The following is a 21,513-nucleotide window of genomic DNA, read 5'->3' as shown; positions in this document are numbered from 1 at the left end:
GCGGCCGGCATGAACGCGCTTCCGCCCTTCGATCCGGCGCAGGCCGCCACCCATCTTGACCCGGCGCCCAAGCGGCCCGCCCGCCGGCTCTGGCGCTGGGGCGCGCTCGCGGTGCTGCTTGCGGTTGCCGCCTATGGCTATTCCCGTTTAACCGCGCCCGATCCCGGCAGCGCCTTGATGACCGCCACCGTCACCCGGGGCGACGTGGCCGAGACCGTGCTCGCCAGCGGCACGCTGAAGCCTTCGCGGCTGGTGGCGGTGGGCGCGCAGGCGTCCGGACGCATCACCTCGGTGAAGGTGCGGCTGGGGCAGAAGGTGAAGGCGGGCGAACTGGTGGCGGAGATCGATTCCGTCACCCAGGACAATTCTCTGCGCACCGCCGAGGCGTCGCTCGCCAATGTCCGCGCCCAGAAGGTGGAGAAGGAGGCGACCCTCGCCCTCAACGAGCAGACCCTCGCCCGCCAGCGCACCATGGTTGCACAGAAGGCGGTGTCGCAGGCCGATTTCGAGACCGCCGAGGCCGCCGTGAAGGTCACCCGCGCCCAGCTCGCGGCGCTGGAGGCGCAGATCGTGGAGGCCGCCATCGCGGTAGAGACGGCCCGCGCCAACCTCGGCTACACCCGCATCACCGCCCCCATCGACGGCACCGTGCTCGCGCTCGTGGCCCAGGAGGGGCAGACGGTGAACGCCACCCAGTCGGCGCCCACCATCGTCATCCTCGGCGCCCTCGACGTGATGACGGTGCGGGCGGAAATCTCGGAAGCCGACATCGTGAAGGTGGAGCCGGGCATGCCCCTGTGGTTCACCATCCTCGGCGCGCCGGACCGCCGCTACGACAGCAAGCTCGAGTTCATCGAGCCGGCACCGGACTCCATCAAGACCGACAGCAGCTTCACCACCACGACCACGTCGTCCGCGTCGTCGTCGTCCTCGTCCAGCTCCTCCTCGGCCATCTACTACATGGGCCTGTTCAACGTGCCGAACCCGGAGGGGCGGCTGCGCACCTATATGACGGCGGAGGTGCACATCGTCCTTGGCGAGGCGAAGGGGGTGCTCACCGTTCCGGCCACCGCGCTGGAGCGCGACGGCGCGGGCGACAGCGTGCGCGTGGTGGCGTCCGACGGCACGTTGGAGCGGCGCAAGGTGGAGGTGGGGCTCAACGACAAGATCACCGCCGAGATCCGCTCCGGGCTGAAGGATGGCGAGCGCGTGGTGACCGGCGAGAAGGTGCAGGGCGCGGCCACCGCGTCGCGCATGCCCGGCCCGCCGTCCATGGGGCTCTAGCCGATGACGCGAGCGAGCGCGCAGCCCCTCATCGAACTCACCGGCCTCAGCCGCGCCTATCCGGCCGGCGAGGGCACCATCACGGTGCTGAAGGACATCACCCTTACCATCGCCGAGGGCGAGATGGTGGCCATCGTCGGCGCCTCGGGCTCCGGCAAGTCCACCCTGATGAACATCCTCGGCTGCCTCGACCGGCCCACGCGCGGGGGCTACCGCATCGCCGGGCAGGAGACCTCGGACCTCGACGCGGATGCGCTGGCGGCGCTGCGCCGGGAGCATTTCGGCTTCATCTTCCAGCGCTATCACCTGCTCTCGGAATTGACCGCGCTGGGCAATGTGGAAATTCCCGCCGTCTATGCCGGCACTGAAACGGAGGCGCGGCGGACGCGGGCGCAGGGCCTTCTGGCGCGGCTCGGCATGGCGGACCGCACCACCCACCGGCCGGGCCAGCTCTCCGGCGGCCAGCAGCAGCGGGTTTCCATCGCCCGCGCGCTGATGAACGGGGCGCAGGTGATCCTCGCCGACGAGCCCACCGGCGCGCTGGACAGCAAGAGCGGGGCGGAGGTGCTGCGCATCCTCGACGAGCTTCACGCCGAGGGCCGCACCATCATCATCGTCACCCACGACATGAGCGTGGCCGAGCGGGCCGACCGCATCATCGAGATCCGCGACGGCGAGATCGTCGCCGACCGTCCCAGCAAGGGCGGCGTCCGCGTCCACACCGCCCTCTCCGATCGCGTCGGGCGTCCACGGCCCGGGCGGGCGGCGGGCAAGGGCGAGGATCCCGCGCGGGGGCAGGTTTCGGCGCCATCCTCCCGCGCCGCGCGGGCCACCGCCTATGCCGGGCGTCTGAAGGAGGCGTTCCGCATGGCGCTCCTCGCCATGGCTGCGCACCGGCTGCGCACCTTCCTGACCATGCTGGGCATCATCATCGGCATCGCCTCGGTGGTGTGCGTGGTGGCGCTGGGCGAGGGCTCGCGGCAAAAGGTGCTCGCCGACATCTCGGGCCTCGGTACCAACACGCTGGAAATCTTCGCCGGCCGCAGCTTCGGCGACACCCGGTCCGGCCGCATCACCACGCTCGTGGTGGCGGATGCCGATGCGCTGGCCCGCCAGCCCTATGTGGCGGCGGTGACGCCCACCGTCTCCACCCAGAGCACGGTGCGGTTCGGCGCCATTGAGGCCAATGCGCTGGTGAACGGGGTGGGGCAGGGCTATTTCGCCGCCCGCGGCACCAGGCTGGCGCAGGGCCGCTTCTTCGACCGCGACGCCGTGCGCGCCCTCGCCCTCGACGCGGTGATCGACGAGAACACCCGCAATACCCTGTTCAAGGATGTGGACCCGCTCGGCCAGGTGATGCTGGTGGGCAGCGTGTTCTGCCGCGTGGTCGGCGTCACCGCGCCCCAGCAGGGCGGGTTCGGCGGCAGCCAGAACCTCTCCATCTATCTGCCCTACACCGCGGTGCAGGCCCGCTTCCTCGGCAGCTTGTCCCTGCGCTCCATCACCGTGCGGGTGGCCGACGACACGAACGTGGTCCTCGCGGAGCAGCAGGTGACGCGCTTCCTCACCCAGCGCCATGGCACCAAGGACTTCTTCATCCTCAACACCGACGACATCCGCAAGACCATCACCGCCACCACCCAGACCATGACGGCGCTGATCGCGGCTATCGCCGTCATCTCGCTGCTGGTGGGCGGCATCGGGGTGATGAACATCATGCTGGTGTCGGTGTCCGAGCGGGTGGGCGAGATCGGCGTGCGCATGGCGGTGGGGGCGCGGCAGGCCGACATCCTCCAGCAATTCCTCATCGAGGCGGTGCTGGTGTGCCTCGTGGGCGGCATCGCCGGCATCGCGCTGGCGCTGGGCTTCGGCGCGCTGTTCGCGCTCACCGGCTCCAATTTCCAGTTGGTCTATTCGGCCGCGTCCATCATCGCCGCCGTGGTGTGCGCGAGCCTGATCGGGGTTGCCTTCGGCTATCTGCCGGCCCGCAACGCCGCGCGGCTCGATCCGGTGGCGGCGCTGGCGCGGGATTGAAGCATTTTCGAGCGAAGGGGAACCCGGTTCGCGTGAAGAAAGCGCGTCGGGACAGGACGCTAGAGCAGTTTCAGCAAAAGTGCGAAGCGGTTTTGCGTCTAAAATTGCGATGAAACAAAGGTTTAGAGCATTTTTTGAGCGAGCTGGATTGCGGGCAGGGCGAGCACAGCGCGGGCAATACCAATCATTGGGCGGCACAGCAGTTGCTTTACAGTCTTGAAAGGCCAACCGTCATGACCCAACCTTCGGCCGATACCGTCGCTGCCCCCGCCGCCGTGCCCGCCAAGCGCAGGGCGGACCGCGCGCGGCTGCGCCTCCTGCTCCTGCGGGCGCTGGCGCTGGGGGGCATCGTCGGCCTTGGCCTGGTGTTGTGGCACAGTATCCCCCTGCACACGCGCATGGTCTGGAAGACCTACCGCGCGGCGCTGGTCACGGGCGCCCCGGTGCTGGCCATCGGCGACAGCATCACCTTCCAGGCCGCGCCCTCCCACCTGTGCGGGGCCAAGGTGATCAATGCCGGCATACCGGGCGACCAGATCGACGATCTTCTGGACCGCGCGCCCATGTACCGCCGGCTGGCGGCGCCCCGGCAGCTGGTGGTGGCCATCGGCGTCAACGACGCCCGCACCGGGCACATGGACATCGCGGCCTGGAGCGCCAAGTATCGCACCCTGCTCGGCTTCTTCCCCAAGAGCGCGCTGGTGCTGGTGGAGATCAATCCGGTGGACCTCGGTCATCCGGGCTACATGCCCGTGCACGACCGGGACTTCATCGCCAGCCAGAACGCCGCCATCCGCGCGCTGGCCGGGGAGAGCGGCGCGCGGGTGGTGCCGGCGCCGGGTGCGTCCCCCACCATGGACGGGCTCCATCCCGACAAGGCCGGCGTGGTGCTGTGGCAGCAGCGGCTGGCGGCGGTCGCCTGCGCAGGGTGATGGGTCGGCCGATCGGCATGGGCCGGCGGCACCTTGGCGGGCGGTTGCGGACGGGTTCCGCGCCGCCTGCCGCCGCGCCATGGCGCGGCGGGTCAGGTTTCGCGGCCCATGGGGTTCCGCTTTCGGGCCATACGCCCCTATAAGGGCGACCGCCCGCGCGTGGGTATGGTCCGCGACAGTCAGGAAGCCGAACCCCCATGAGTTCCATTCTGGCGAGCCTGCTCGCGCTCTTCGCCATCTGCGGCAGCGCGGTTGTCGGCCTCTGGCTGGCCCCGAAGCTGCCGGAGCACCACCTGACCGGGGAGACCGGCACCGCCGTATCGGTGTCCATGGCGGTGGTGGGCACGCTGGCGGCCCTGGTGCTGGGGCTGATGGTGAACAGCGCCTCGTCGTCCTTCAGCGCCCGGACCTCCGCCATCGAGGCGCTCGCCGCCGACATCATCAAGCTCAATCGCGTGCTGATCGGCTACGGCGCCGAGACCGCCGGGATCCGGGACGCGCTCGCCATCTATGCCCGCACCAAGGCGGACGAGCTGTCCCGCCCCGCCTCGTCCACCGACGAGGTGGGGGTGACCACCCTGCACGAACTGGAAGCCCTCAACGACGAGGTGCTGCGGCTGGAGCCGAAGACCGACCGCGAGCGCCACATCCAGGCCCGCGCCATCAGCCTGCTGGACAACATGGTGGACGCCCGCTGGATGCTGGTGGAGAAGTCCAAGATGGTGATGCCCGCGCCGTTCTTCGTGATGCTGGTGGCGTGGCTGTCGCTCTTGTTCGGGAGCTTCGGCCTGTTCGCGCCGAGGAACGCCACCGTCATGGCCTTCCTGCTGCTCGGCGCCTCCGCCATCGCCGGGTGCGTGTTCATCATCCTGGAGCTGGGGGCGCCCTCGCAGGGGCTGATCCGGCCCTCGGCCGACCCGCTCTACCAGGTGGTGAAGGAACTCCAGATCACCATCATGCGCTCCGGCCAAGCGCCGGCCTGACCGCGTCGGAGATGGTAGGGCGGCACCAAGGTAACGCATGCTGCCCTTTCGGTGCCGAAATCCTTCCGCATCGCAGCAAAGACCCTTGAGTGGCTTCGCTTTTCACGCTTATCTCTGCGTGAGGGGCACGCCATGGACACGATTAGACACACCACTGTGATGCACCGCATCCCCGGCGCGGGGAGGGCTTAGGCCATGCGGTTGGTCTGCCTGCCCCATGCCGGCGCCTCGGCGGCGCTGTTCCGGCCCTGGAAGGTCACGCTCTCCGGTATCGCCACCGTGGACAGCCCGGAGCTGCCCGGGCGGGGCACCCGCTACGGCGCGCCCTTTGCCACCGACATCGCGGCGCTGGCCGACGACCTTGCCGACACGCTGACGCAACGCACCGTGCCGCTGGTGCTCTACGGCCATTCCATGGGCGCGCTGCTGGCCTTCGAGGTGGCGCGATCCCTCGCCCGGCAGGGGGTGAGCGTGGCCGGGCTGGTGCTGTCGGGCCGTGCCGCCCCCCACCTCGACGGCCCGCCGCGCGCCCGCCACACCATGACCGACGCGGAGCTGGTGGCCGAGCTGAGCGCCATCGGCGGCACCTCCAAGGAGGTGCTGGCGCAGCCGGACCTGCTGGCCATGACCCTGCCCGCCGTGCGCGCCGACTTCCGCATGGTGGACACCTATGCCTTCAAGCCCGGGCCGGCGCTGCCGGTGCCGGCCGTCATCCTCGGCGGCTCGGAAGACGCGGCGACGCCGCCCGAGACCCTCCATGCCTGGAGCGAGCTGATCTCCGGCCCACTGGCGGTGGAATTATGGCCCGGCGGCCATTTCTTCGTGCGCGACCAGGAAGCGCGGCTCCTCGCCTTGCTGGCCAAGGTCATCCCCGCCTGGCGCGCCGCCCGCGCGGCGGTCGTCTGAGCCGGATCGCACGCCCTTGGATGCGCACCTCCTCGCCCCGTCGCATACCGGCCTGAAAACGTTTTCTGAGTCCGCCGCCCTCCCGGTGCCGGCGCTCGGCGCCGGTGACAGCCTTGTGGTGCTGGCGCGGGCGGCGGACCTTGCCGCGCGGCCCGGCTTCGATTCCGCTCTGCCCGAGGCGGAGGAGGCGCGTATCGCCCGCGTCCTGAAGGCGGAGGACCGCGCCGTCCGCCGCGCCGCCTGGCAGCTGGCTCGCCTGATGCTCGGCGCCATGCTGGGATGCGCCCCCTCCGCCGTGCCGGTGACACGCGGGGTGAACGGCCGGCCCCGGCTCGCGGGGGCGGGCGAGGGCTCTTGCGATCTGGATTTCAACGTCGCCCATTCCGGTGGGGCGGTGGCGGTGGGCGTTGCGCGCGGCGGGTGCATCGGCGTCGATGTGGAGGACCCGCGCCCGCTCGACGTGTGGACGGATATTGCCCGCGACATGTTCGATCCCGCCGATCAGGCCGCCTGGCGCGCCATGCCCAAGGAGGCCCGCGCCGCCGCGGCCCTCGCCGTGTGGTGCGGCAAGGAAGCCGTGCTCAAGGCCACCGGCGAGGGCCTCGCCGGCGACCCGCGCACGGTGAAGCTGGTTCCGGCCGGCCCCCCGGCTCCCTTCCTGCGCGGCGAGCGGCGCCTGCTGGTGGGCACCGGGACGATGTTCGCGCCCGCCGGCTTCGCCTATGCGGTGGAGAGCGATCGGCCGCCCGCCGTCTTCGTGTGCACGGCCGACGGCTGGCGCGCGGCCGGCTCCTGAGGCCGACCGGCTGCGACGGGGGATTTCCGCCGCCTGTGCATGAGCCTTGCGAGCCTGGGCGACACCCTCTCGGGTCCGATCAAAGACCGGGGCCGTTGGGAGAAGCCTTGGTTTTCCGCTCCCGCTCGTCCCAGCCGCCCAGTTCCTCATTGGGGAAGGGGGCGCCGGATCGCGGGGTTCCGGCGAGGCGCAGGGTGCGGTCGAGCAGCACTTCGTAGATGGGCTTGCCGCCCAGCGCCTCGGCCACGAGATTTGAGGTGACGCAGGTCAAGATCACTGGAACGAGAAGGCCATAGGCGCCCGTCAGTTCGGCCACCAGCACCATCCCCACCAGCGGCGCCCGCACGGTTGCCGAGAACAGCCCGCCCATGGCGGCCACCCCGAACGCCGCCACCGCATCGGTGGGCAGCGGCACCACCAGCGCCAGCAGGGTGGCGAACAGCACCCCCACGGCGGTCGCCATCGCCAGGATGGGGGCGAAGATCCCGCCTGGCGTTCCAGTGGAATAGCTTGCCATGGTCATGACGAAGCGGATGACGACGATGCCCGCCAGCGTCAGCGCCGGCAGGCCGAGGCCGGGCAGCGACACGGCCAGGGTCTCGCCGCCGAAGGTGGCTTCCGGCCGCAGCAGGATGAGCGGTCCCACCACCGCCCCCACCAGCACCGGCAACAGATAGGGCGAGACCGACAGCGCCAGCATCCGCGCGCCATCCAGGGAGGCGACCAGCACCCGGTTGAAGACGACGCCCACCGCCCCCAGCACTGCCCCGAGAGCCAGGAAGGCGGGCAGCAGCAGGAGCGGCATATCGGGCACGGCGAGCTTCATGTCCGGCGCGGTGCCGCCGATGGCCTCGGCCATCACCGCGCTCGCCACGGAGCACAGGATGACGGCGCTATAGGTGCGCAGGCCATAGGGAAACTGGCGCCGCGTCTCCTCGATCACGAACAGGATGGCGGCCAGCGGCGCGTTAAACGCCGCCGCTAGCCCGGCCGCCGCGCCGGCGGCGAGCAGGCCGCGGGTGTCCCGTGTGTCGAGCCCGACCGCGTCCGACAGGGCCTTGGTGATGGCGGCACCCATATGGATGGTCGGCCCCTCCCGCCCGGCCACCAGGCCCGAGCCCAGCGCCAGCACGCCGCCCACGAACTTCACCGGCAGCACCCGCTTCCAGCGCACCGGCCGCAGGCCTTCCAGCGCCCCTTCGATCTCCTGCACGCCCGACCCCGCCGCCTCGGGCGCGACGGCGCGCACCAGCGCCACCGACGCCGCCACCATCACCGCCGCCACTGCGGACATGGCGAGGTAGAGCAAGGGGCCGTCGAGGTGGGCGCGCACCAGGTCCGGCCATCGGGAGAGCCCATCCACCGCCATGTGGAAGTACCCACCCACTGCGCCGACCACGAGCCCGGCGCCGATGGCGAGGACATAATAGACGGCGTCGCGCGGCGTTCGGCGGGGGGCGGCAGGCGCGGATGGCGTCACGCAAGGACCTCGGCGGCAAGAGAGGGGGCGCCAGCGCGCCCTTAAGGCTTACCGGACGCGGGCCCGGCGGAGCAAGCCGCCCCGTCTCAGGTTGGGTGGAACATGGGGGCAGAGACCGGCCTCAGCGTGCGCGGGGCCTCCTCGCCGGAAAGGTGCAGCACCCGGTCGTGCAGGTCGGCGAGGGTGGAGCGGTGGCCGATGGAAATGAAGGTGGCCTGCGGCAGCCTTTCGTTCAGCAGGGCATAGAGCGCCGCCTCGGACGGCTCGTCCAGCGCTGAGGTGGCCTCGTCCAGCAGCAGCACGTCGGGAGCGTCGAGCAGCGCGCGGGCGATGGCGAGGCGCTGCTGTTCGCCCAGCGACAGTTCGTGGGGCCACAGGGCCTCCTCCTCCAGCCGGCCGGCGAGGGCGGGCAGGCCGACCGCGGTGAGGATCTCGATCAGGCGCTCCTTCGGCACCATGTCCACCGGCCGCGGATAGGTGAGGGCGACATCCAGCCGGCCCACGGGCACATAGGGCTTCTGGGGCAGGACCAGCAGGCGATGGTCCTCGGCCCGGTGCACCGTGCCGGAGCCGAACGGCCAGATGCCGGCGATGGCGCGCAGCAGCGTGGTCTTGCCGGCGCCGGACGGGCCGGTGATCAGCACCCGCTCGCCGCGGTCGATGGCGATCTCGCCGGTGCGGATGAGGGGGCCGCCGCCGGGCAGGCGCACGTCGAGGTCGCGCAGGGTGAGGCCGTGGGCGCCGGCCGTGCCCGTCGTGCCGAAGGCCGGCACGGTTGCACCGGTGCGGGCCTTGGCGATGGCCGCCTCGAAGCCGGTGAGCCGGTGCACCACCGAGGTCCACTCGGCGAGCGTCACATAGCTGGAGATGAAGAAGGAAAAGGAGCCCTGCACCGAGGAGAAGGCGCTTGCCGTCTGCATCAATTGCCCGAGCTGGATCTGGCCGGCGAAGTAGGCGGGGGCCACCACCACGTAGGGGAAGATGGTGGAAATCTGGTTGTAGCCGGCGGTGAACCAAGTCAGGCGCTTCTGCGCTTTCATGAGACCCACGAAATTGCCGAAGATGCGGGAGAAGCGGCCGTCGAGCTTGCGGTCTTCCGCCGGTGCGCCATCGAGCAGGGCGATCTGCTCGCCATTCTCGCGCACCCGCACCAGATCGACGCGGAAGTCGGCCTCGTAGCGCTGCTGGTCGAAATTGAGCTTCACCAGCGGCCGGCCGATGACATGGGCGATGAGCGTGCCCACCGCCGCATAGATCAGCGCCGCGAAGAACAGGTAGCCGGGAATATTGATCTCGTGCCCGAACAGCTTCAGCCCCAGCGGACCGGACAGATTCCACAGGATGACGCTGAAGGACAGCAAAGAGACGATGGTCCCAAGCAGTCCGACGCCCACCTCGATGGTGCGGTTGATGAAGAGCTTCACATCCTCGGCGATGCGCTGGTCCGGATTGTCGGCGGCATCGCCCGACAGGCGCAGGCGGTAGTGCACGTCGTTGGAGAGCCACGCGTCGAGATAGCGCTTGGTGAGCCAGCGCCGCCAGCGGATCTCCAGTCCCTGCTTGAGATAGACCTGGTACACCGCCACCACGATGGCGCCGGCGGCGAGGCCGCAGAAGATCAGGATCTGTCTCTGGAACGCCGGGAAGTCGCGGTCCTGGATGGCGTTGTAGAAGGCGACGTTCCACTCGTTGAGCAGCACGGTCGCAAAGACCCAGGCCAGTTCAAGGGCGATGACCGCGGCGAGCAGCCCGAGGGCGGTCCAGCGCTCCTCGCTCCTGAAATAGGGCATGGCAAGCCGGCGGATGTCGCCGATGAGGGTGAGAAGGGCGCGCACGAAGGACCTCTCATGACACGAAGTGCGCGCAGCTTTGCCGGCTTGCGCATGACCGCACCATGGCCGCCGCATGAACGATTGGAAAGGTGCCGAAGGGGAAGTGGGGTCCGTCCGCGGGGGGCGGCGCTGCGTTACAGACAGGATTGATCAATCTGTCTGTAACGCAGCGCCTGGAACCATGAAGCGCGCGAACGCCCTCAGGCCTTCTTCACGAACTCCGTGCGCAGCACGAGGCCCTTCACCTTCTCGACCTTGCAGTCGATCTCCTCCGGGTCGTCGGTGAGGCGGATGCCCTTCACCAGCGTGCCCCGCTTCAAGGTGACGGACGTGCCCTTCACCTTGAGGTCCTTGATGAGGGTGACGTTGTCGCCATCCTTCAGGATGGCGCCGTTCGCGTCCTTGACGTCCACTCAGACCTCCTTGGCCATCTCGCGCAGCCGGAACTTCTGGATCTTGCCGGTCGAGGTCTTCGGGATCTCCTCGAAGACGATGTGGCGCGGGCACTTATAAGCCGCCAGATGGGTCCGGCAATGGGCGATCAGGTCTTCCGCCGTCGCGCTCGCGCCCTCGCGCAGTTCCACGAAGGCGACCGGGGTCTCGCCCCACTTCTCGTCGGGCTTGGCCACCACCGCCGCCGCGCTCACCGCCGGGTGCTTGTAGAGGGCGTCCTCCACCTCGATGGAGGAGATGTTCTCGCCGCCGGAGATGATGATGTCCTTGGAGCGATCCTTGAGCTGGATGTAGCCGTCGGGGTGCCTCACCCCGAGGTCGCCGGAATGGAACCAGCCGCCGGCAAACGCGGCGTCGGTGGCCGTGGGGTTCTTCAGGTAGCCCTTCATCACCACATTGCCGCGGAACATGACCTCGCCCAGGGTCTCGCCGTCGGCGGGCACCGGGACCATGGTGTCGGGATCCAGCACGTCGAGGGCTTCCAGCGCGCCGTAGCGCACGCCCTGGCGCGCCTTCTTGATGGCGCGCTCCTGGGCGGGCAGGGCGTCCCATTCGGCATGCCACTCATTGACCACGGAGGGGCCATAGACCTCGGTGAGGCCGTAGACGTGCACCACGTTGAAGCCCGCCTCCTGCATGGCGGCGAGCACCGCCTCCGGCGGCGGCGCGGCGGCGGTGATGAACTCCACCTTGTGGGGCAAGGGCCGCTTGTCCGTCTCCGGCGTGTTGAGCAGCGTGGACATGACGATGGGGGCGCCGCACATGTGCGTCACCTTGTGGTCGGCGATGGCATCGAAGATGGGCTTGGCGCGCACCTGCCGCAGGCACACATGGGTGCCGGCCGCCAGCGTGATGGACCAGGGGAAGCACCAGCCGTTGCAGTGGAACATGGGCAGCGTCCACAGATAGACCGGATGCTTGCCGAGGCTGCAGGTGACCACGTTGCCCACCGCGAGCAAATGCGCGCCGCGATGGTGATAGACCACGCCCTTGGGATCGCCGGTGGTGCCCGAGGTATAGTTGAGGGCGATGGCGTCCCACTCGTCGTCGGGGGTCTTCCAGGCGAAGTCGGCGTCGCCGGTGGCGAGGAAGTCCTCGTATTCGATGGTGCCGACGCGCTCGCCCTTGCCGGTGAATTCCGGGTCGTCATAGTCGATGACCACGGGTTTCCGGGTCGCCATGGCCAGCGCCGCCTTCATCACGGGGGAGAATTCCCGGTCGGTGATGAGCACCTTGGCCTCGCCATGGTCGATGGTGAAGGCGAGGATGGCGGCGTCGAGGCGGGTGTTGAGGGAGTTCAGGATTGCGCCCGTCATGGGCACGCCGTAGTGCGCTTCCAGCATGGCTGGGGCGTTGGGGAGCATGACGGCGACGGTGTCGCCCTTGCCGACGCCGAGCTGGGCGAGCGCCGAGGCGAGCCGCCGGCTGCGGGCGTAGAAATCGCGATACGTGCGCCGCAGGGCGCCGTGGATGATGGCCGTGTGGTCCGGGAACACGCTGGCGGCCCGCTCCAGGAAGCCGAGCGGCGTCAGCGGCTGAAAGTTCGCGGGATTGCGGTCGAGATGCAGGTCATAGATGCCGCCAGCCATCGGTCCCCCCTTGGTGCACGCTTTTGGGGCGCGGCGGTGCCGGCGCGCCGGAATTTGGGTCGTATTCGGGTCGCGACCGTAGCCGAGGCGGGCAATCAGGCGCAATCTCGCCAAAGCGCGACGAAAGTCTCACCGGGCTTCGCCGGTCGATCTTCGCGAGCGCGAATCGCTGATTTGGGTCAATTTTTTGGACCAGATGATCTCATTGGCCCAAGTTTTTTTCCCGACCAAGGTCTTACGCATTTGTGCGAACTTGCGTCGTGGATAGGCGACCGGCAGTAACCTCCACCAACAAGAGGGTCGAATGGGAGGCGTCCATGTCCGAGGTCGGAACGAGCGGATACGCTGAAACCTATGCCAGCTGGCGTGCGGATCCTTCCGCCTTCTGGGGTGCGGCGGCGCAAGCGCTGGAGTGGTCCAAGGCGCCGGAGAAGATCTTCGATCCCGAGGCCGGTGTCTATGGCCGCTGGTTCCCGGACGCCGTGGGCAATATCTGCCACAACGCCCTCGACCGCCACGTGGCGGCCGGTCGTGGCGGCCAGGCGGCGCTGATCTACGACAGCCCGGTCACCGGCGCCAAGCGCACCCTGACCTATGGCGAAATGCTCAAAGAGGTGAGCACGCTGGGCGCGGTGCTGCAGGACCTCGGCGTCGGCAAGGGCGACCGGGTGCTGGTCTACATGCCCATGGTGCCCGAGGCCATTGCCGCCATGCTCGCCTGCGCCCGTATCGGCGCCATCCATTCGGTGGTGTTCGGCGGCTTCGCGGCGAAGGAACTGGCCACCCGCATCGAGGATGCCGAGCCCAAGGTGATCCTGGCCGCCTCCTGCGGCATCGAGCCCAACCGCGTGGTGGCCTACAAGCCGCTCCTCGACCTTGCCATCTCCATGTCGGCGGTGAAGCCGCAGAGCTGCCTCGTGCTCCAGCGCCCCGAGGGGCCGGGCGCCCTGACCGAGGGCCGCGACCTCGACTGGGCGGCGGCCTGCGCGGCTGCGGCCGATGCGGGCAAGAGCGCGCCCTGCGCGGACATGGCGGCCACCGATCCGCTCTACATCCTCTACACCTCCGGGACCACCGGCAAGCCCAAGGGTGTCGTGCGCGACATCGGCGGCTACATGGTGGCGCTCGACTGGAGCATGAAGAACCTCTACGGCATCGCCCCCGGCGAGGTGTTCTGGACCGCCTCCGACATCGGCTGGGTGGTGGGCCATTCCTACATCGTCTACGGGCCGCTGATCCACGGCGCGACCACACTGGTCTACGAGGGCAAGCCGGTGGGCACGCCGGACCCCGGCGCCTTCTGGCGGGTGATCGAGGAGCACAAGGTGGTGGCGCTGTTCACCGCGCCCACCGCCCTGCGCGCCATCAAGAAGGAGGACCCCGACGGCCTCCTGAAGCAGGGCCGCGACCTGTCCCGCTTCCGCACCCTGTTCCTGGCCGGCGAGCGCGCCGATCCCGATACGGTGATCTGGGCGCAGCAGCAGCTGCAGGTGCCGGTGGTGGACCATTGGTGGCAGACCGAGACCGGCTGGGCCATCGCCGCCAATCCGGTGGGCCTCGGCCTGTTGCCCACCAAGCTCGGCTCGCCCACCGTGCCCATGCCGGGCTACGACATCGCGATCGTGGATGAGGCCGCCAAGCCGGTGCCGGCGGGCACCATGGGCTCCATCGTGGTGAAGCTGCCGCTGCCGCCCGGCTGCCTGCCGACCCTGTGGCAGCAGGACGACCGCTTCGCCGAGGGCTACCTCGCCGACTTCCCGGGCTTCTACAAGACCTCCGACGCCGGCTTCCTCGACGACGACGGCTATGTCTTCGTCATGGGCCGCACCGACGACATCATCAATGTCGCCGGCCATCGCCTGTCCACCGGCGGCATGGAGGAGGTGCTGGCCTCCCATCCGGACGTGGCCGAATGCGCGGTCATCGGCGTGAAGGACGAGCTGAAGGGCGAGGTGCCCTGCGGCTTCGTGGTGCTGAAGGCTGGCGAGCGCCGCGCCCCCGACGTGATCGAGAAGGAACTGGTGGGCCTCGTGCGCGACCGCATCGGCCCGGTGGCGGCGTTCAAGCTTGCGGTGACGGTGAACCGCCTGCCCAAGACGCGTTCGGGCAAGATCCTGCGCGGCACCATGAAGAAGATCGCTGATCACGACGAATGGTCGGTGCCTGCCACCATCGACGACGCCGGCGTGCTCGAAGAGATCGAGGACGTGCTGAAGTCCCGCGGCATCGCCTGATCTGGCATTCCTGAAGCTGCCGGGGCCGATGCCCCGGTGGCGCTCAGCGTGAGAGGCTGCCGCCGCGGAACGGCTCGAAGCAGCTGTAGCCGATGAAGCACTGGGGGTTGTCCTTCGTCGGCACCCATTCCGGCCTTGTGTCCTGGTCGTAGAGGCAGAAGCTCCGGTCGCGCACATAGCGATCGTAAAGCGTGCGGGAGGTGGCCAGCACGGCCGACCCTCGCTTGGCGATGAGTGCGGCCGCCTCGGCGCAGGTCATGGTGATGCTCGGGGTCTGGGCGACGGCCCGCTCGGTGCCGGCCAGAAGCGTGAAGCCTGCGAGAAGCCCGGAACCGGCCAGCAGGGCGAAGGCGCCGAGGGCGAGGGACAATCGTCTCATCATCGAGCTTTCCGTTCGGAGCGTCCGTCGGGCTGACCCGCTACATTTGGTGCGGGCCGGGCCGACTCTCAAGGGCGCCGGAGCTGCCGAGCGGATCCTGCGGCGGGCCTCACCGGCCCAGGCTGTTGTCGCGGCTCGGCACGTAGCAGGTATAGCCGATGAAGCACTGTGGATTGTCGCGCGTCTTCACCCACTCCGCCTTGAGCTGTTCGGCGCCCGAGCAGAAGCGAATCTGGCTGACGTAACGGTCGTAGATGTTGGGCCCGGTGCCCAGCACGACGGCTCCGCTCCCGTTCACCAGGGCGGCGGCCTCCCGGCAGGACAGGGCGAGGGTATTCGGCCGCGCCTGGGCCTGGATCGGGCTTGCAGCCAGGGCCGCGAGCAGCGGCAGGGCCACCCGCCGTGAGACTCGGATAAGTTGCATGGCGAGGCTCCTCCTCGGGGATCGTCCCAGCTCGAATCGCAGTTTCGCGGGGCGCACCTGAATGGGGGCTGAAGACCCTGTGTTTACGTTCCATTCACCAATTCGCCATGGAACCGGTCGGGTCCGCCCGGCAAACAACGCGACTGGACCTAAACAGTGGTAGCCCATTAGCTTTTTGCCGTTAGGTTGCAATGATTAGGGCTGGGTGTGGCAGGAATGTAACGGCGCTGGCGATCGGCCTCTGCTAGATAGGTGGCACTGGACGAAGCGTCTCGTGTCTCAAGTCTGTAACGACACTCATTCGCGTAACACGCACAAGGGGGTTGGTCATGAAGCGGTTTCTTCTCGCCACTGTCGCGCTGGCGGCGCTCTCGGCTCCGGCCGCGGCTGCTGACCTGGCGACGAAGTATCCCGTCAAGGCGGTCGCCGTCGTGCCGGTGTTCTCCTGGACCGGTTTCTACATCGGCGGTAACTTTGGTTACGGCGGTGACAAGTTCACCTTCGACGAGGTGAACACCTATTACGGCGACTACTACAGCTCCGAGAGCCGTTCCGTGAACTCCTCCGGCTTCTTCGTCGGTGGCCAGATCGGCTATAACTACCAGTTCGCCAACAACGTGGTGCTCGGCATCGAGACCGACCTGCAGTGGTCGAACATCGAAGGCAAGTATTCCGAGAGCTACGCCGACTACTACGGCTACGTTTCGAACTACAATGCCGGCGCGTCGGTCGATTACTTCGGCACCATCCGCGCTCGTCTCGGCTACGCCTTCGACCGGTTCCTGCCCTACATCACCGGTGGTGCCGCCTACGGCAAGACCGGCTTGGACATCAACAGCTCCTATTACGGCGACGGCTATGGCGCGTGGGGCGCGTCGAGCTCGTCGACCAAGTGGGGCTGGACTGTCGGCGCTGGCGTGGAATACGCCATCACCAACAACTGGACGTTCAAGACCGAGTACCTGTACGTCGACCTCGGCAGCACCGACTACTCGTACTATGGTACCTACTGCTGCAGCGGGTACACGAACTACAACGACATCTACAGCGGCTCGGTGGACACCAAGTTCCACACGCTCAAGGCCGGTGTGAACTACAAGTTCTGATCGAAGCACCGCTTCATCGGGAAAGCCCGCTGCTTCGGCAGCGGGCTTTTTTGTGGGCAAAGCGCCCCGGAAGGGGGGCGGCGCCTGCTGTTCGTGTTTTTGCCGGTTACTGAAGGGGCGGTATTCTGAGCCGCATGGTCCGGTCCCGGTCCTTCCCTCTGCGATCGGCGGCTTCGCGTCCATTTCAGCGGAAAGGCCGAGGGATGTCCTGTTCTCAGAGCCGGAACATCGGTGCCGTGTTGGTCGATCTCCGGTCCGAAGGGGCGGTTTCGGTACTCCGCCAACGGTTTGGCGCGGTGCTGTTTCAGAGCGAGTGTGGCGGGAATGTAACAGCAATCGTCCGGGGGCTCTGCTACATAAGCTCCCAGGACACGGCGGCTCCGGAACGGGGCCGCGTCCAGAACGAATTCACCCAAATGGGTAATGCCCAAACAAGGGGTTGGTCATGAAGCGTCTTCTTCTCGCCACTGTCGCGCTTGCGGCTCTCTCGGTGCCGGCCATGTCTGCTGACCTGGCGACGAAGTATCCCGTCAAGGCGGTCGCCGTGGTGCCGGTGTTCTCCTGGACCGGTTTCTACATCGGCGCCAACGCCGGCTACGGCGGTGACAAGTTCACCCTCGATGAAGTGAACACCTACTACGGCGACTATTACAGCAGCGAGAGCCGCTCCGTGAACTCCTCCGGCTTCTTCGTCGGTGGTCAGATCGGCTACAACTACCAGTTCGCCAACAATGTGGTGGTCGGCGTCGAGACCGACCTGCAGTGGACGAACATCGAAGGCAAGTACACTGAGAGCTACGCCAATTACTGGGGTGGCCTCTCGAACTACAGCTCTGGCGCGTCTGTCGATTACTTCGGCACCATCCGCGCCCGTCTCGGCTACGCGTTTGACCGGTTCCTGCCCTACATCACCGGTGGCGCGGCCTACGGCAAGACCGCTTACGACATCAGCAACTTCTACGTGGGCGAAGGTTATGATGTGTGGGGTGGCTCCGCCTCCTCGACCAAGTGGGGCTGGACGATTGGTGCTGGCGTGGAATACGCCATCACCAACAACTGGACGTTCAAGACCGAGTACCTGTACGTCGACCTCGGCAGCACCGACTTCTCGTACTTCGGTACGTACTACGACGGCTCCACGAACTTCAACGACATCTACAGCGGCTCGGTGGACACCAAGTTCCACACCCTCAAGGCTGGCGTGAACTACAAGTTCTGATCGAAGCTCTGCTTCGTCGGGAAAGCCCGCTGCCTTGGCAGCGGGCTTTTTAGTGTTTGCCGCTGGCGGCGCGCCTCGGCGACCCGTTGCTCTCGTTGCCATTTGCGTTGCAGCCGCCCCTGAAGGACTTCGGGGCATGGGCGCATCCGCATCTCTTGAGTTTCCGGGCGGATTCTCCGATCAGGTGCATTGAACCGCGATCGCATACGGCTCCAGAAGGCCTGAGACCTTCGGCCCGACGTCATGAGGCTTGCGCCATGAGTGAGGACATCGCCTTCAACCGCGCGTTCGACGCGCCACCCGGACGGGTGGATGAGGTGTCCCCCCTGGTGCGCCGGATCGTGGCGCCCAATCCCTCCCCCTTCACCTTCACGGGGACCTGCAGCTACATCATCGGACGCGGTCAGGTGGCGATTCTCGACCCCGGCCCGGATGATCCCGCCCATGTGGCGGCGCTGCTGGAAGCCGTGCGCCACGAGACGGTGACGCACGTCTTCGTGACCCACACCCATCGCGACCATTCTCCGGCCGCGCGCGCGGTGGTGGCCGCAACCGGAGCGGTGACGCTGGGGGAGGGGCCCCACCGTGCGGCCCGCCCCCTGGCCATCGGCGAGGTCAATCCGCTCGATGCCAGCGCCGACACCGACTTCTCCCCCCATATCAGGCTTGGGGAAGGCGACACGATCGCGGGTCCGGGCTGGACCCTGACGGCCCTGTTGACCCCCGGGCATTGCGCCAACCACGTCGCCTTCGCCCTGAAAGAAGACGACCTGCTGTTTTCCGGCGACCATGTGATGGCCTGGGCGACCTCCATCGTCGCGCCGCCGGACGGCTCCATGGGCGACTATATCCGCTCCCTCGAAATACTCGGGCGGCGGGAGGAGCGCATCTATCTCCCCGGCCACGGTGGGCCGGTGACCGATGCGCCCGACTTCGTGCGGACCTATCTGGCCCATCGCATGGCCCGTGAGGCGGCGATTCTGCGCGCCCTCGACCGGGAGGTGGAGACCATCCCCGATCTGGTGCGGGGCATCTATATCGGCCTCGATCCACGCCTGGTGGGCGCGGCCTCCCTCACCGTGCTGGCGCACCTGGAGCATCTGGTGTCCAGCGGCCGCGTGGCGACCGATGGCCCGGTTGCGGCCATCACCGGGCGATTCCGGCGTGCGGCCTGACGCCGGCCGAACCGGGGCCTGCGCCTGATGTGCGGCCGGTTCGTCCAGCAGATGCCGCCGGTGCGCATCGGCGAGGTGTTCGATGTGGACCCGGCGCTGGCGGCATTGCCCAACGCGCCGCCGCGCTACAATGCGGCGCCGACGCAGGATCTCCTGGTGGTCCGCCGCCATCCGCAGACGGGCGTGCGCCACCTCTCGCTGCTCAGGTGGGGGCTGGTGCCGTCCTTCGCCAAGGACGCGTCGGCTGGCGCCCGGCTCATCAACGCCCGCTCCGAGACCGCGCCTGAAAAGCTTTCCTTCCGCTCTGCGTGGCGCGCCCGGCGTCGCTGCATCGTGCCGGCGGACGGCTTTTATGAATGGGCGCCCGCGCCCGGGCCGCGACAGCCCTTCTTCATCCGCCGTGCCGACGGCCGGCCCATGGCGCTCGCGGGATTGTGGGAGGGCTGGAAGGATCCGGCGACCGGCCAATGGCTGCGCACCTTCACCATCCTGACCACCGCCGCCGATCCCAAGCTGCGCCCCCTGCATGAGCGGATGCCGGTGATTCTGCCCGAATCGGACATCGCCGCCTTCCTGGAGGCCGAGGATCCGCGCGGCCTCATGCGGTCCTATCCCGGCGCGGGCCTAGACCTGTGGCCGGTCTCCACCCGCGTGAATTCGGTACGCAACGACGATCCGGACCTCATGGCGCCGCTGCGGGAGAGCGACGCTCTCAAAATTTGAGGGAAGAGAACGCGTTATCCGGCCCGATTGCGGTGCAATCTGATCGGCGCGTGCTCCGGTCGAGGCGGCAAACGCGGCCATGGCGCTGCGTGTTGCCGGCGCGGACCCCGTCAATCCTGAACTGTCCTGCTGAGCCGCCCGCCCTCAGCGGTGGCGGCGCTCGGCGGCGAGGTCGGCCATCAGCGCCTCCACGCGCTCGGAATTGGTTCCAAGGTCGTGGGTGCCGTAGCGGGAGGCGGAACGCACGTCCACCCGCGCGCCCTTTGCCGTGGGGCGGATGCGGATGGAGACGTTCGAGCGAAAGCCCATGATGGGAGAAACCGCCACCGCCTCGATCTGCCCGTCGCGCCGCGTGCCGCGGGGCGGAACGGCGTCGAGGATGGTCCAGTGGCGCTTCTGCACCAGGGCGAGCACGGTGTTGAAGGCTTCTTCCGGCGTCGCGGTGAGATCCACCGGCTTGATGCCGGGATAGGCCATGCGCTGCACCGCCGCAGTGTCGATGCCGCCATAGGTCAGCGTGTTGGCCTCCCGCGGAAAGGCAAGGGCGAGGGAGCGGAAGCGCGGCGGATCGGCCGCGTCGGTGGAGATGTCGGTGAGGGGCGGCAGCATCATGCCGCGCGCCAGCACGGCCGCGGGGCCGGCCAGCACCAGCACCGCGATGCCCACCGCCGCCATGGCTCGCCCGATGCCCAGCCAGCCGGTTTCCCAGGTGATGAAGAACGCGATGGTGCCGAGCACGCCGGCGATCGCGGCCAGGCCAAGCCCGGTGGCGAGGGTGACCAGCGCCGGCTGGAAATCGAGGAAGCCGGTGCGGTACAGCAGCGCCGCGAGCGCCACCACCGGCAGCGAGAACAAGGCGAGCCGGAAGCTCCACCGCGCCAGCGGCGAGAAACGCTCTTCCGTATAAAGCCTGCGTCTGATCATTCCATCCGTCCGCTCGCCGGCGACCGCCTGGTTAAAGCATTTTCGAGCGAAGCGGACACCGGTTCGCGTGAGGAAAATGCGTGGATTTTTCGTTCTAAAGCGTTTTCGAGCGAAGCGGATACCGGCTCGCGTGAAAAAATGCGTTAAAACAAGACTCTAGGGCGATTGCCGTGAGCCAATGCGAACGGAAAACGCTCTAGACCGCGTTTTCCCGCTCCGGGGAAGAGCGCTCCCGTTCCAGAAGCCGGGGCAGGTCGTCGATGCTGTCCACCACCAGGTCGGCCTCGGAAAGCAGGTCGTCGATGGGGGCGGGGCCGGAGCGCACCGCGATGAAACGGGCGCCGGCCCCGCGGGCGGCGGCCAGGTCGTGGGCGCTGTCGCCGATCACGGCCATGGTGTGGGGCGCAAGGCCGAAGCGGGTGCCGAAGGCCGCAACCATCCCGGGTCCGGGCTTGGAGCCGAAGCCGGAATCATAGCCGTGCACCGCCGCCAGCAGGGGCAGGATGCCGAGGGCCTCGGCCTGCCGGCGGGCGCTGTCCTCGGCGTCATTGGTGACGATGCCGAGGACGAAGCCGGCGCTCCCGAGGTGGGCCAGCGTCGCCTGGGGCCGGCCGATGGGGGTGAGGAAGGCAAGGCCCTCGCGGGCGAACAGGTCGTCGATCTCGGCGAGAAAGTCCGGCGTCGCCGGCCGGCCGAGGGCTTGTGCCCACAACGGCCCATAATGGGCCGACGACCCCGAGACGAGGGGCGAGGTGTGCAGGAAACGCCCCTCTGCCGGCAGATAGTGGCTTACCGTCTGAAGGCGCGCCAGCGCGGCGGCATCGTCCCCCGCCAGGGCGCGCATGGCCGCCCCGCAGGCGGGACCCCAGGTGCGGTCGAAATCGACGAGGGTGCCGTCCTTGTCGAAAAGCAGGGCGGAAACATCGCGCATGGGCCTATCCGGACGAGGCGGCCAACGGCACGCCGGGGAGGAAAAAGGTACCGGCCGGGCCGTATCGACCGGGCGGTTCGGCTTCTCTACTATCACGCATCATGCACTC

The 21,513-nt window shown here is 68.3% G+C and carries 20 protein-coding genes; 11 read left to right on the top strand and 9 right to left on the bottom strand.

Features of this window, described 5'->3' with window-relative positions; translation table 11 throughout:
- The first annotated feature begins 9 nt into the window (after positions 1-9).
- Together K9U41_RS05070 and K9U41_RS05065 are read left to right on the top strand one after the other, a co-directional pair.
- A complete protein-coding gene (locus tag K9U41_RS05070; RefSeq protein WP_282639772.1) occupies positions 10-1,284 on the top strand; it encodes an efflux RND transporter periplasmic adaptor subunit in 1,275 nt (424 codons plus the stop codon).
- 3 nt (positions 1,285-1,287) lie between these two features.
- On the top strand, positions 1,288-3,318 hold the full coding sequence (locus K9U41_RS05065) for a MacB family efflux pump subunit (protein WP_282639771.1): 2,031 nt from the start codon (positions 1,288-1,290) through the stop codon (positions 3,316-3,318).
- Positions 3,319-3,526: 208 nt separating this feature from the next.
- Here K9U41_RS05065 and K9U41_RS23925 read toward each other — a convergent pair whose 3' ends face one another.
- The gene (locus tag K9U41_RS23925; RefSeq protein ID WP_432715730.1) at positions 3,527-3,667 is read right to left on the bottom strand and encodes a hypothetical protein; all 141 of its coding nucleotides are present in this window, start codon (positions 3,665-3,667) and stop codon (positions 3,527-3,529) included.
- 49 nt (positions 3,668-3,716) lie between these two features.
- Between K9U41_RS23925 and K9U41_RS05060 the strand changes: the two genes are divergently transcribed.
- The 4 genes from K9U41_RS05060 (at position 3,717) to K9U41_RS05045 (ending at position 6,935) form a co-directional block, all read left to right on the top strand.
- On the top strand, positions 3,717-4,250 hold the full coding sequence (locus K9U41_RS05060) for an SGNH/GDSL hydrolase family protein (protein WP_432715729.1): 534 nt from the start codon (positions 3,717-3,719) through the stop codon (positions 4,248-4,250).
- Positions 4,251-4,447: 197 nt separating this feature from the next.
- Positions 4,448-5,233, top strand: a complete 786-nt coding sequence (locus K9U41_RS05055; protein ID WP_282639769.1) for a hypothetical protein — start codon at positions 4,448-4,450, stop codon at positions 5,231-5,233.
- Between the two features lie 195 nt (positions 5,234-5,428).
- The gene (locus tag K9U41_RS05050) at positions 5,429-6,139 is read left to right on the top strand and encodes a thioesterase II family protein (RefSeq protein ID WP_282639768.1); all 711 of its coding nucleotides are present in this window, start codon (positions 5,429-5,431) and stop codon (positions 6,137-6,139) included.
- Between the two features lie 16 nt (positions 6,140-6,155).
- Positions 6,156-6,935 carry a 4'-phosphopantetheinyl transferase family protein gene (locus K9U41_RS05045; protein ID WP_282639767.1) on the top strand — a complete coding sequence of 260 codons (780 nt, stop codon included), beginning with the start codon at positions 6,156-6,158 and terminating at the stop codon, positions 6,933-6,935.
- 79 nt (positions 6,936-7,014) lie between these two features.
- Here the strand turns inward: K9U41_RS05045 and clcA are convergent, their stop codons facing one another.
- From clcA to K9U41_RS05025, 4 genes are all read right to left on the bottom strand, one after another.
- Positions 7,015-8,415, bottom strand: coding sequence for a H(+)/Cl(-) exchange transporter ClcA (gene clcA / locus K9U41_RS05040; protein WP_282639766.1), 1,401 nt, complete (start codon positions 8,413-8,415; stop codon positions 7,015-7,017).
- A gap of 86 nt (positions 8,416-8,501) precedes the next feature.
- The gene (locus K9U41_RS05035; protein WP_282639765.1) at positions 8,502-10,250 is read right to left on the bottom strand and encodes an ABC transporter ATP-binding protein/permease; all 1,749 of its coding nucleotides are present in this window, start codon (positions 10,248-10,250) and stop codon (positions 8,502-8,504) included.
- A 197-nt stretch (positions 10,251-10,447) separates the two neighbouring features.
- Positions 10,448-10,660 carry an alkylphosphonate utilization protein gene (locus K9U41_RS05030; RefSeq protein WP_012114481.1) on the bottom strand — a complete coding sequence of 71 codons (213 nt, stop codon included), beginning with the start codon at positions 10,658-10,660 and terminating at the stop codon, positions 10,448-10,450.
- The gene (locus K9U41_RS05025) at positions 10,661-12,289 is read right to left on the bottom strand and encodes an acyl-CoA synthetase (RefSeq protein ID WP_282639764.1); all 1,629 of its coding nucleotides are present in this window, start codon (positions 12,287-12,289) and stop codon (positions 10,661-10,663) included.
- A gap of 317 nt (positions 12,290-12,606) precedes the next feature.
- Between K9U41_RS05025 and K9U41_RS05020 the strand changes: the two genes are divergently transcribed.
- Positions 12,607-14,523 carry a propionyl-CoA synthetase gene (locus K9U41_RS05020; protein ID WP_282639763.1) on the top strand — a complete coding sequence of 639 codons (1,917 nt, stop codon included), beginning with the start codon at positions 12,607-12,609 and terminating at the stop codon, positions 14,521-14,523.
- Positions 14,524-14,566: 43 nt separating this feature from the next.
- Here the strand turns inward: K9U41_RS05020 and K9U41_RS05015 are convergent, their stop codons facing one another.
- Entirely contained in the window at positions 14,567-14,905 is a 339-nt protein-coding gene (locus K9U41_RS05015; RefSeq protein ID WP_282639762.1) for a hypothetical protein, read from the bottom strand.
- Between the two features lie 106 nt (positions 14,906-15,011).
- Positions 15,012-15,326 (bottom strand): hypothetical protein, encoded by a 315-nt coding sequence (locus tag K9U41_RS05010; protein ID WP_282639761.1) that lies wholly within the window; start codon positions 15,324-15,326, stop codon positions 15,012-15,014.
- A gap of 329 nt (positions 15,327-15,655) precedes the next feature.
- Between K9U41_RS05010 and K9U41_RS05005 the strand changes: the two genes are divergently transcribed.
- The 4 genes from K9U41_RS05005 to K9U41_RS04990 all read left to right on the top strand — a co-directional run bounded on the left by K9U41_RS05005 (position 15,656) and on the right by K9U41_RS04990 (position 19,549).
- Complete coding sequence (locus tag K9U41_RS05005; protein WP_282639760.1) at positions 15,656-16,432, top strand: outer membrane protein; 777 nt, start codon at positions 15,656-15,658, stop codon at positions 16,430-16,432.
- A 445-nt stretch (positions 16,433-16,877) separates the two neighbouring features.
- Positions 16,878-17,651, top strand: a complete 774-nt coding sequence (locus K9U41_RS05000; protein ID WP_282639759.1) for an outer membrane protein — start codon at positions 16,878-16,880, stop codon at positions 17,649-17,651.
- 257 nt (positions 17,652-17,908) lie between these two features.
- Complete coding sequence (locus K9U41_RS04995; RefSeq protein WP_282639758.1) at positions 17,909-18,826, top strand: MBL fold metallo-hydrolase; 918 nt, start codon at positions 17,909-17,911, stop codon at positions 18,824-18,826.
- Between the two features lie 27 nt (positions 18,827-18,853).
- Positions 18,854-19,549, top strand: coding sequence for an SOS response-associated peptidase (locus tag K9U41_RS04990; protein WP_282639757.1), 696 nt, complete (start codon positions 18,854-18,856; stop codon positions 19,547-19,549).
- Positions 19,550-19,693: 144 nt separating this feature from the next.
- Here the strand turns inward: K9U41_RS04990 and K9U41_RS04985 are convergent, their stop codons facing one another.
- A complete protein-coding gene (locus K9U41_RS04985; RefSeq protein WP_282639756.1) occupies positions 19,694-20,473 on the bottom strand; it encodes a DUF1499 domain-containing protein in 780 nt (259 codons plus the stop codon).
- Between the two features lie 196 nt (positions 20,474-20,669).
- A complete protein-coding gene (locus K9U41_RS04980; protein ID WP_282639755.1) occupies positions 20,670-21,404 on the bottom strand; it encodes an HAD family hydrolase in 735 nt (244 codons plus the stop codon).
- Positions 21,405-21,513 lie beyond the last annotated feature (109 nt).

Source organism: Xanthobacter autotrophicus (genome assembly GCF_029991245.1).
Lineage (GTDB): Bacteria > Pseudomonadota > Alphaproteobacteria > Rhizobiales > Xanthobacteraceae > Xanthobacter > Xanthobacter autotrophicus_C.
This window is presented reverse-complemented; position numbering and strand designations above follow the sequence as displayed.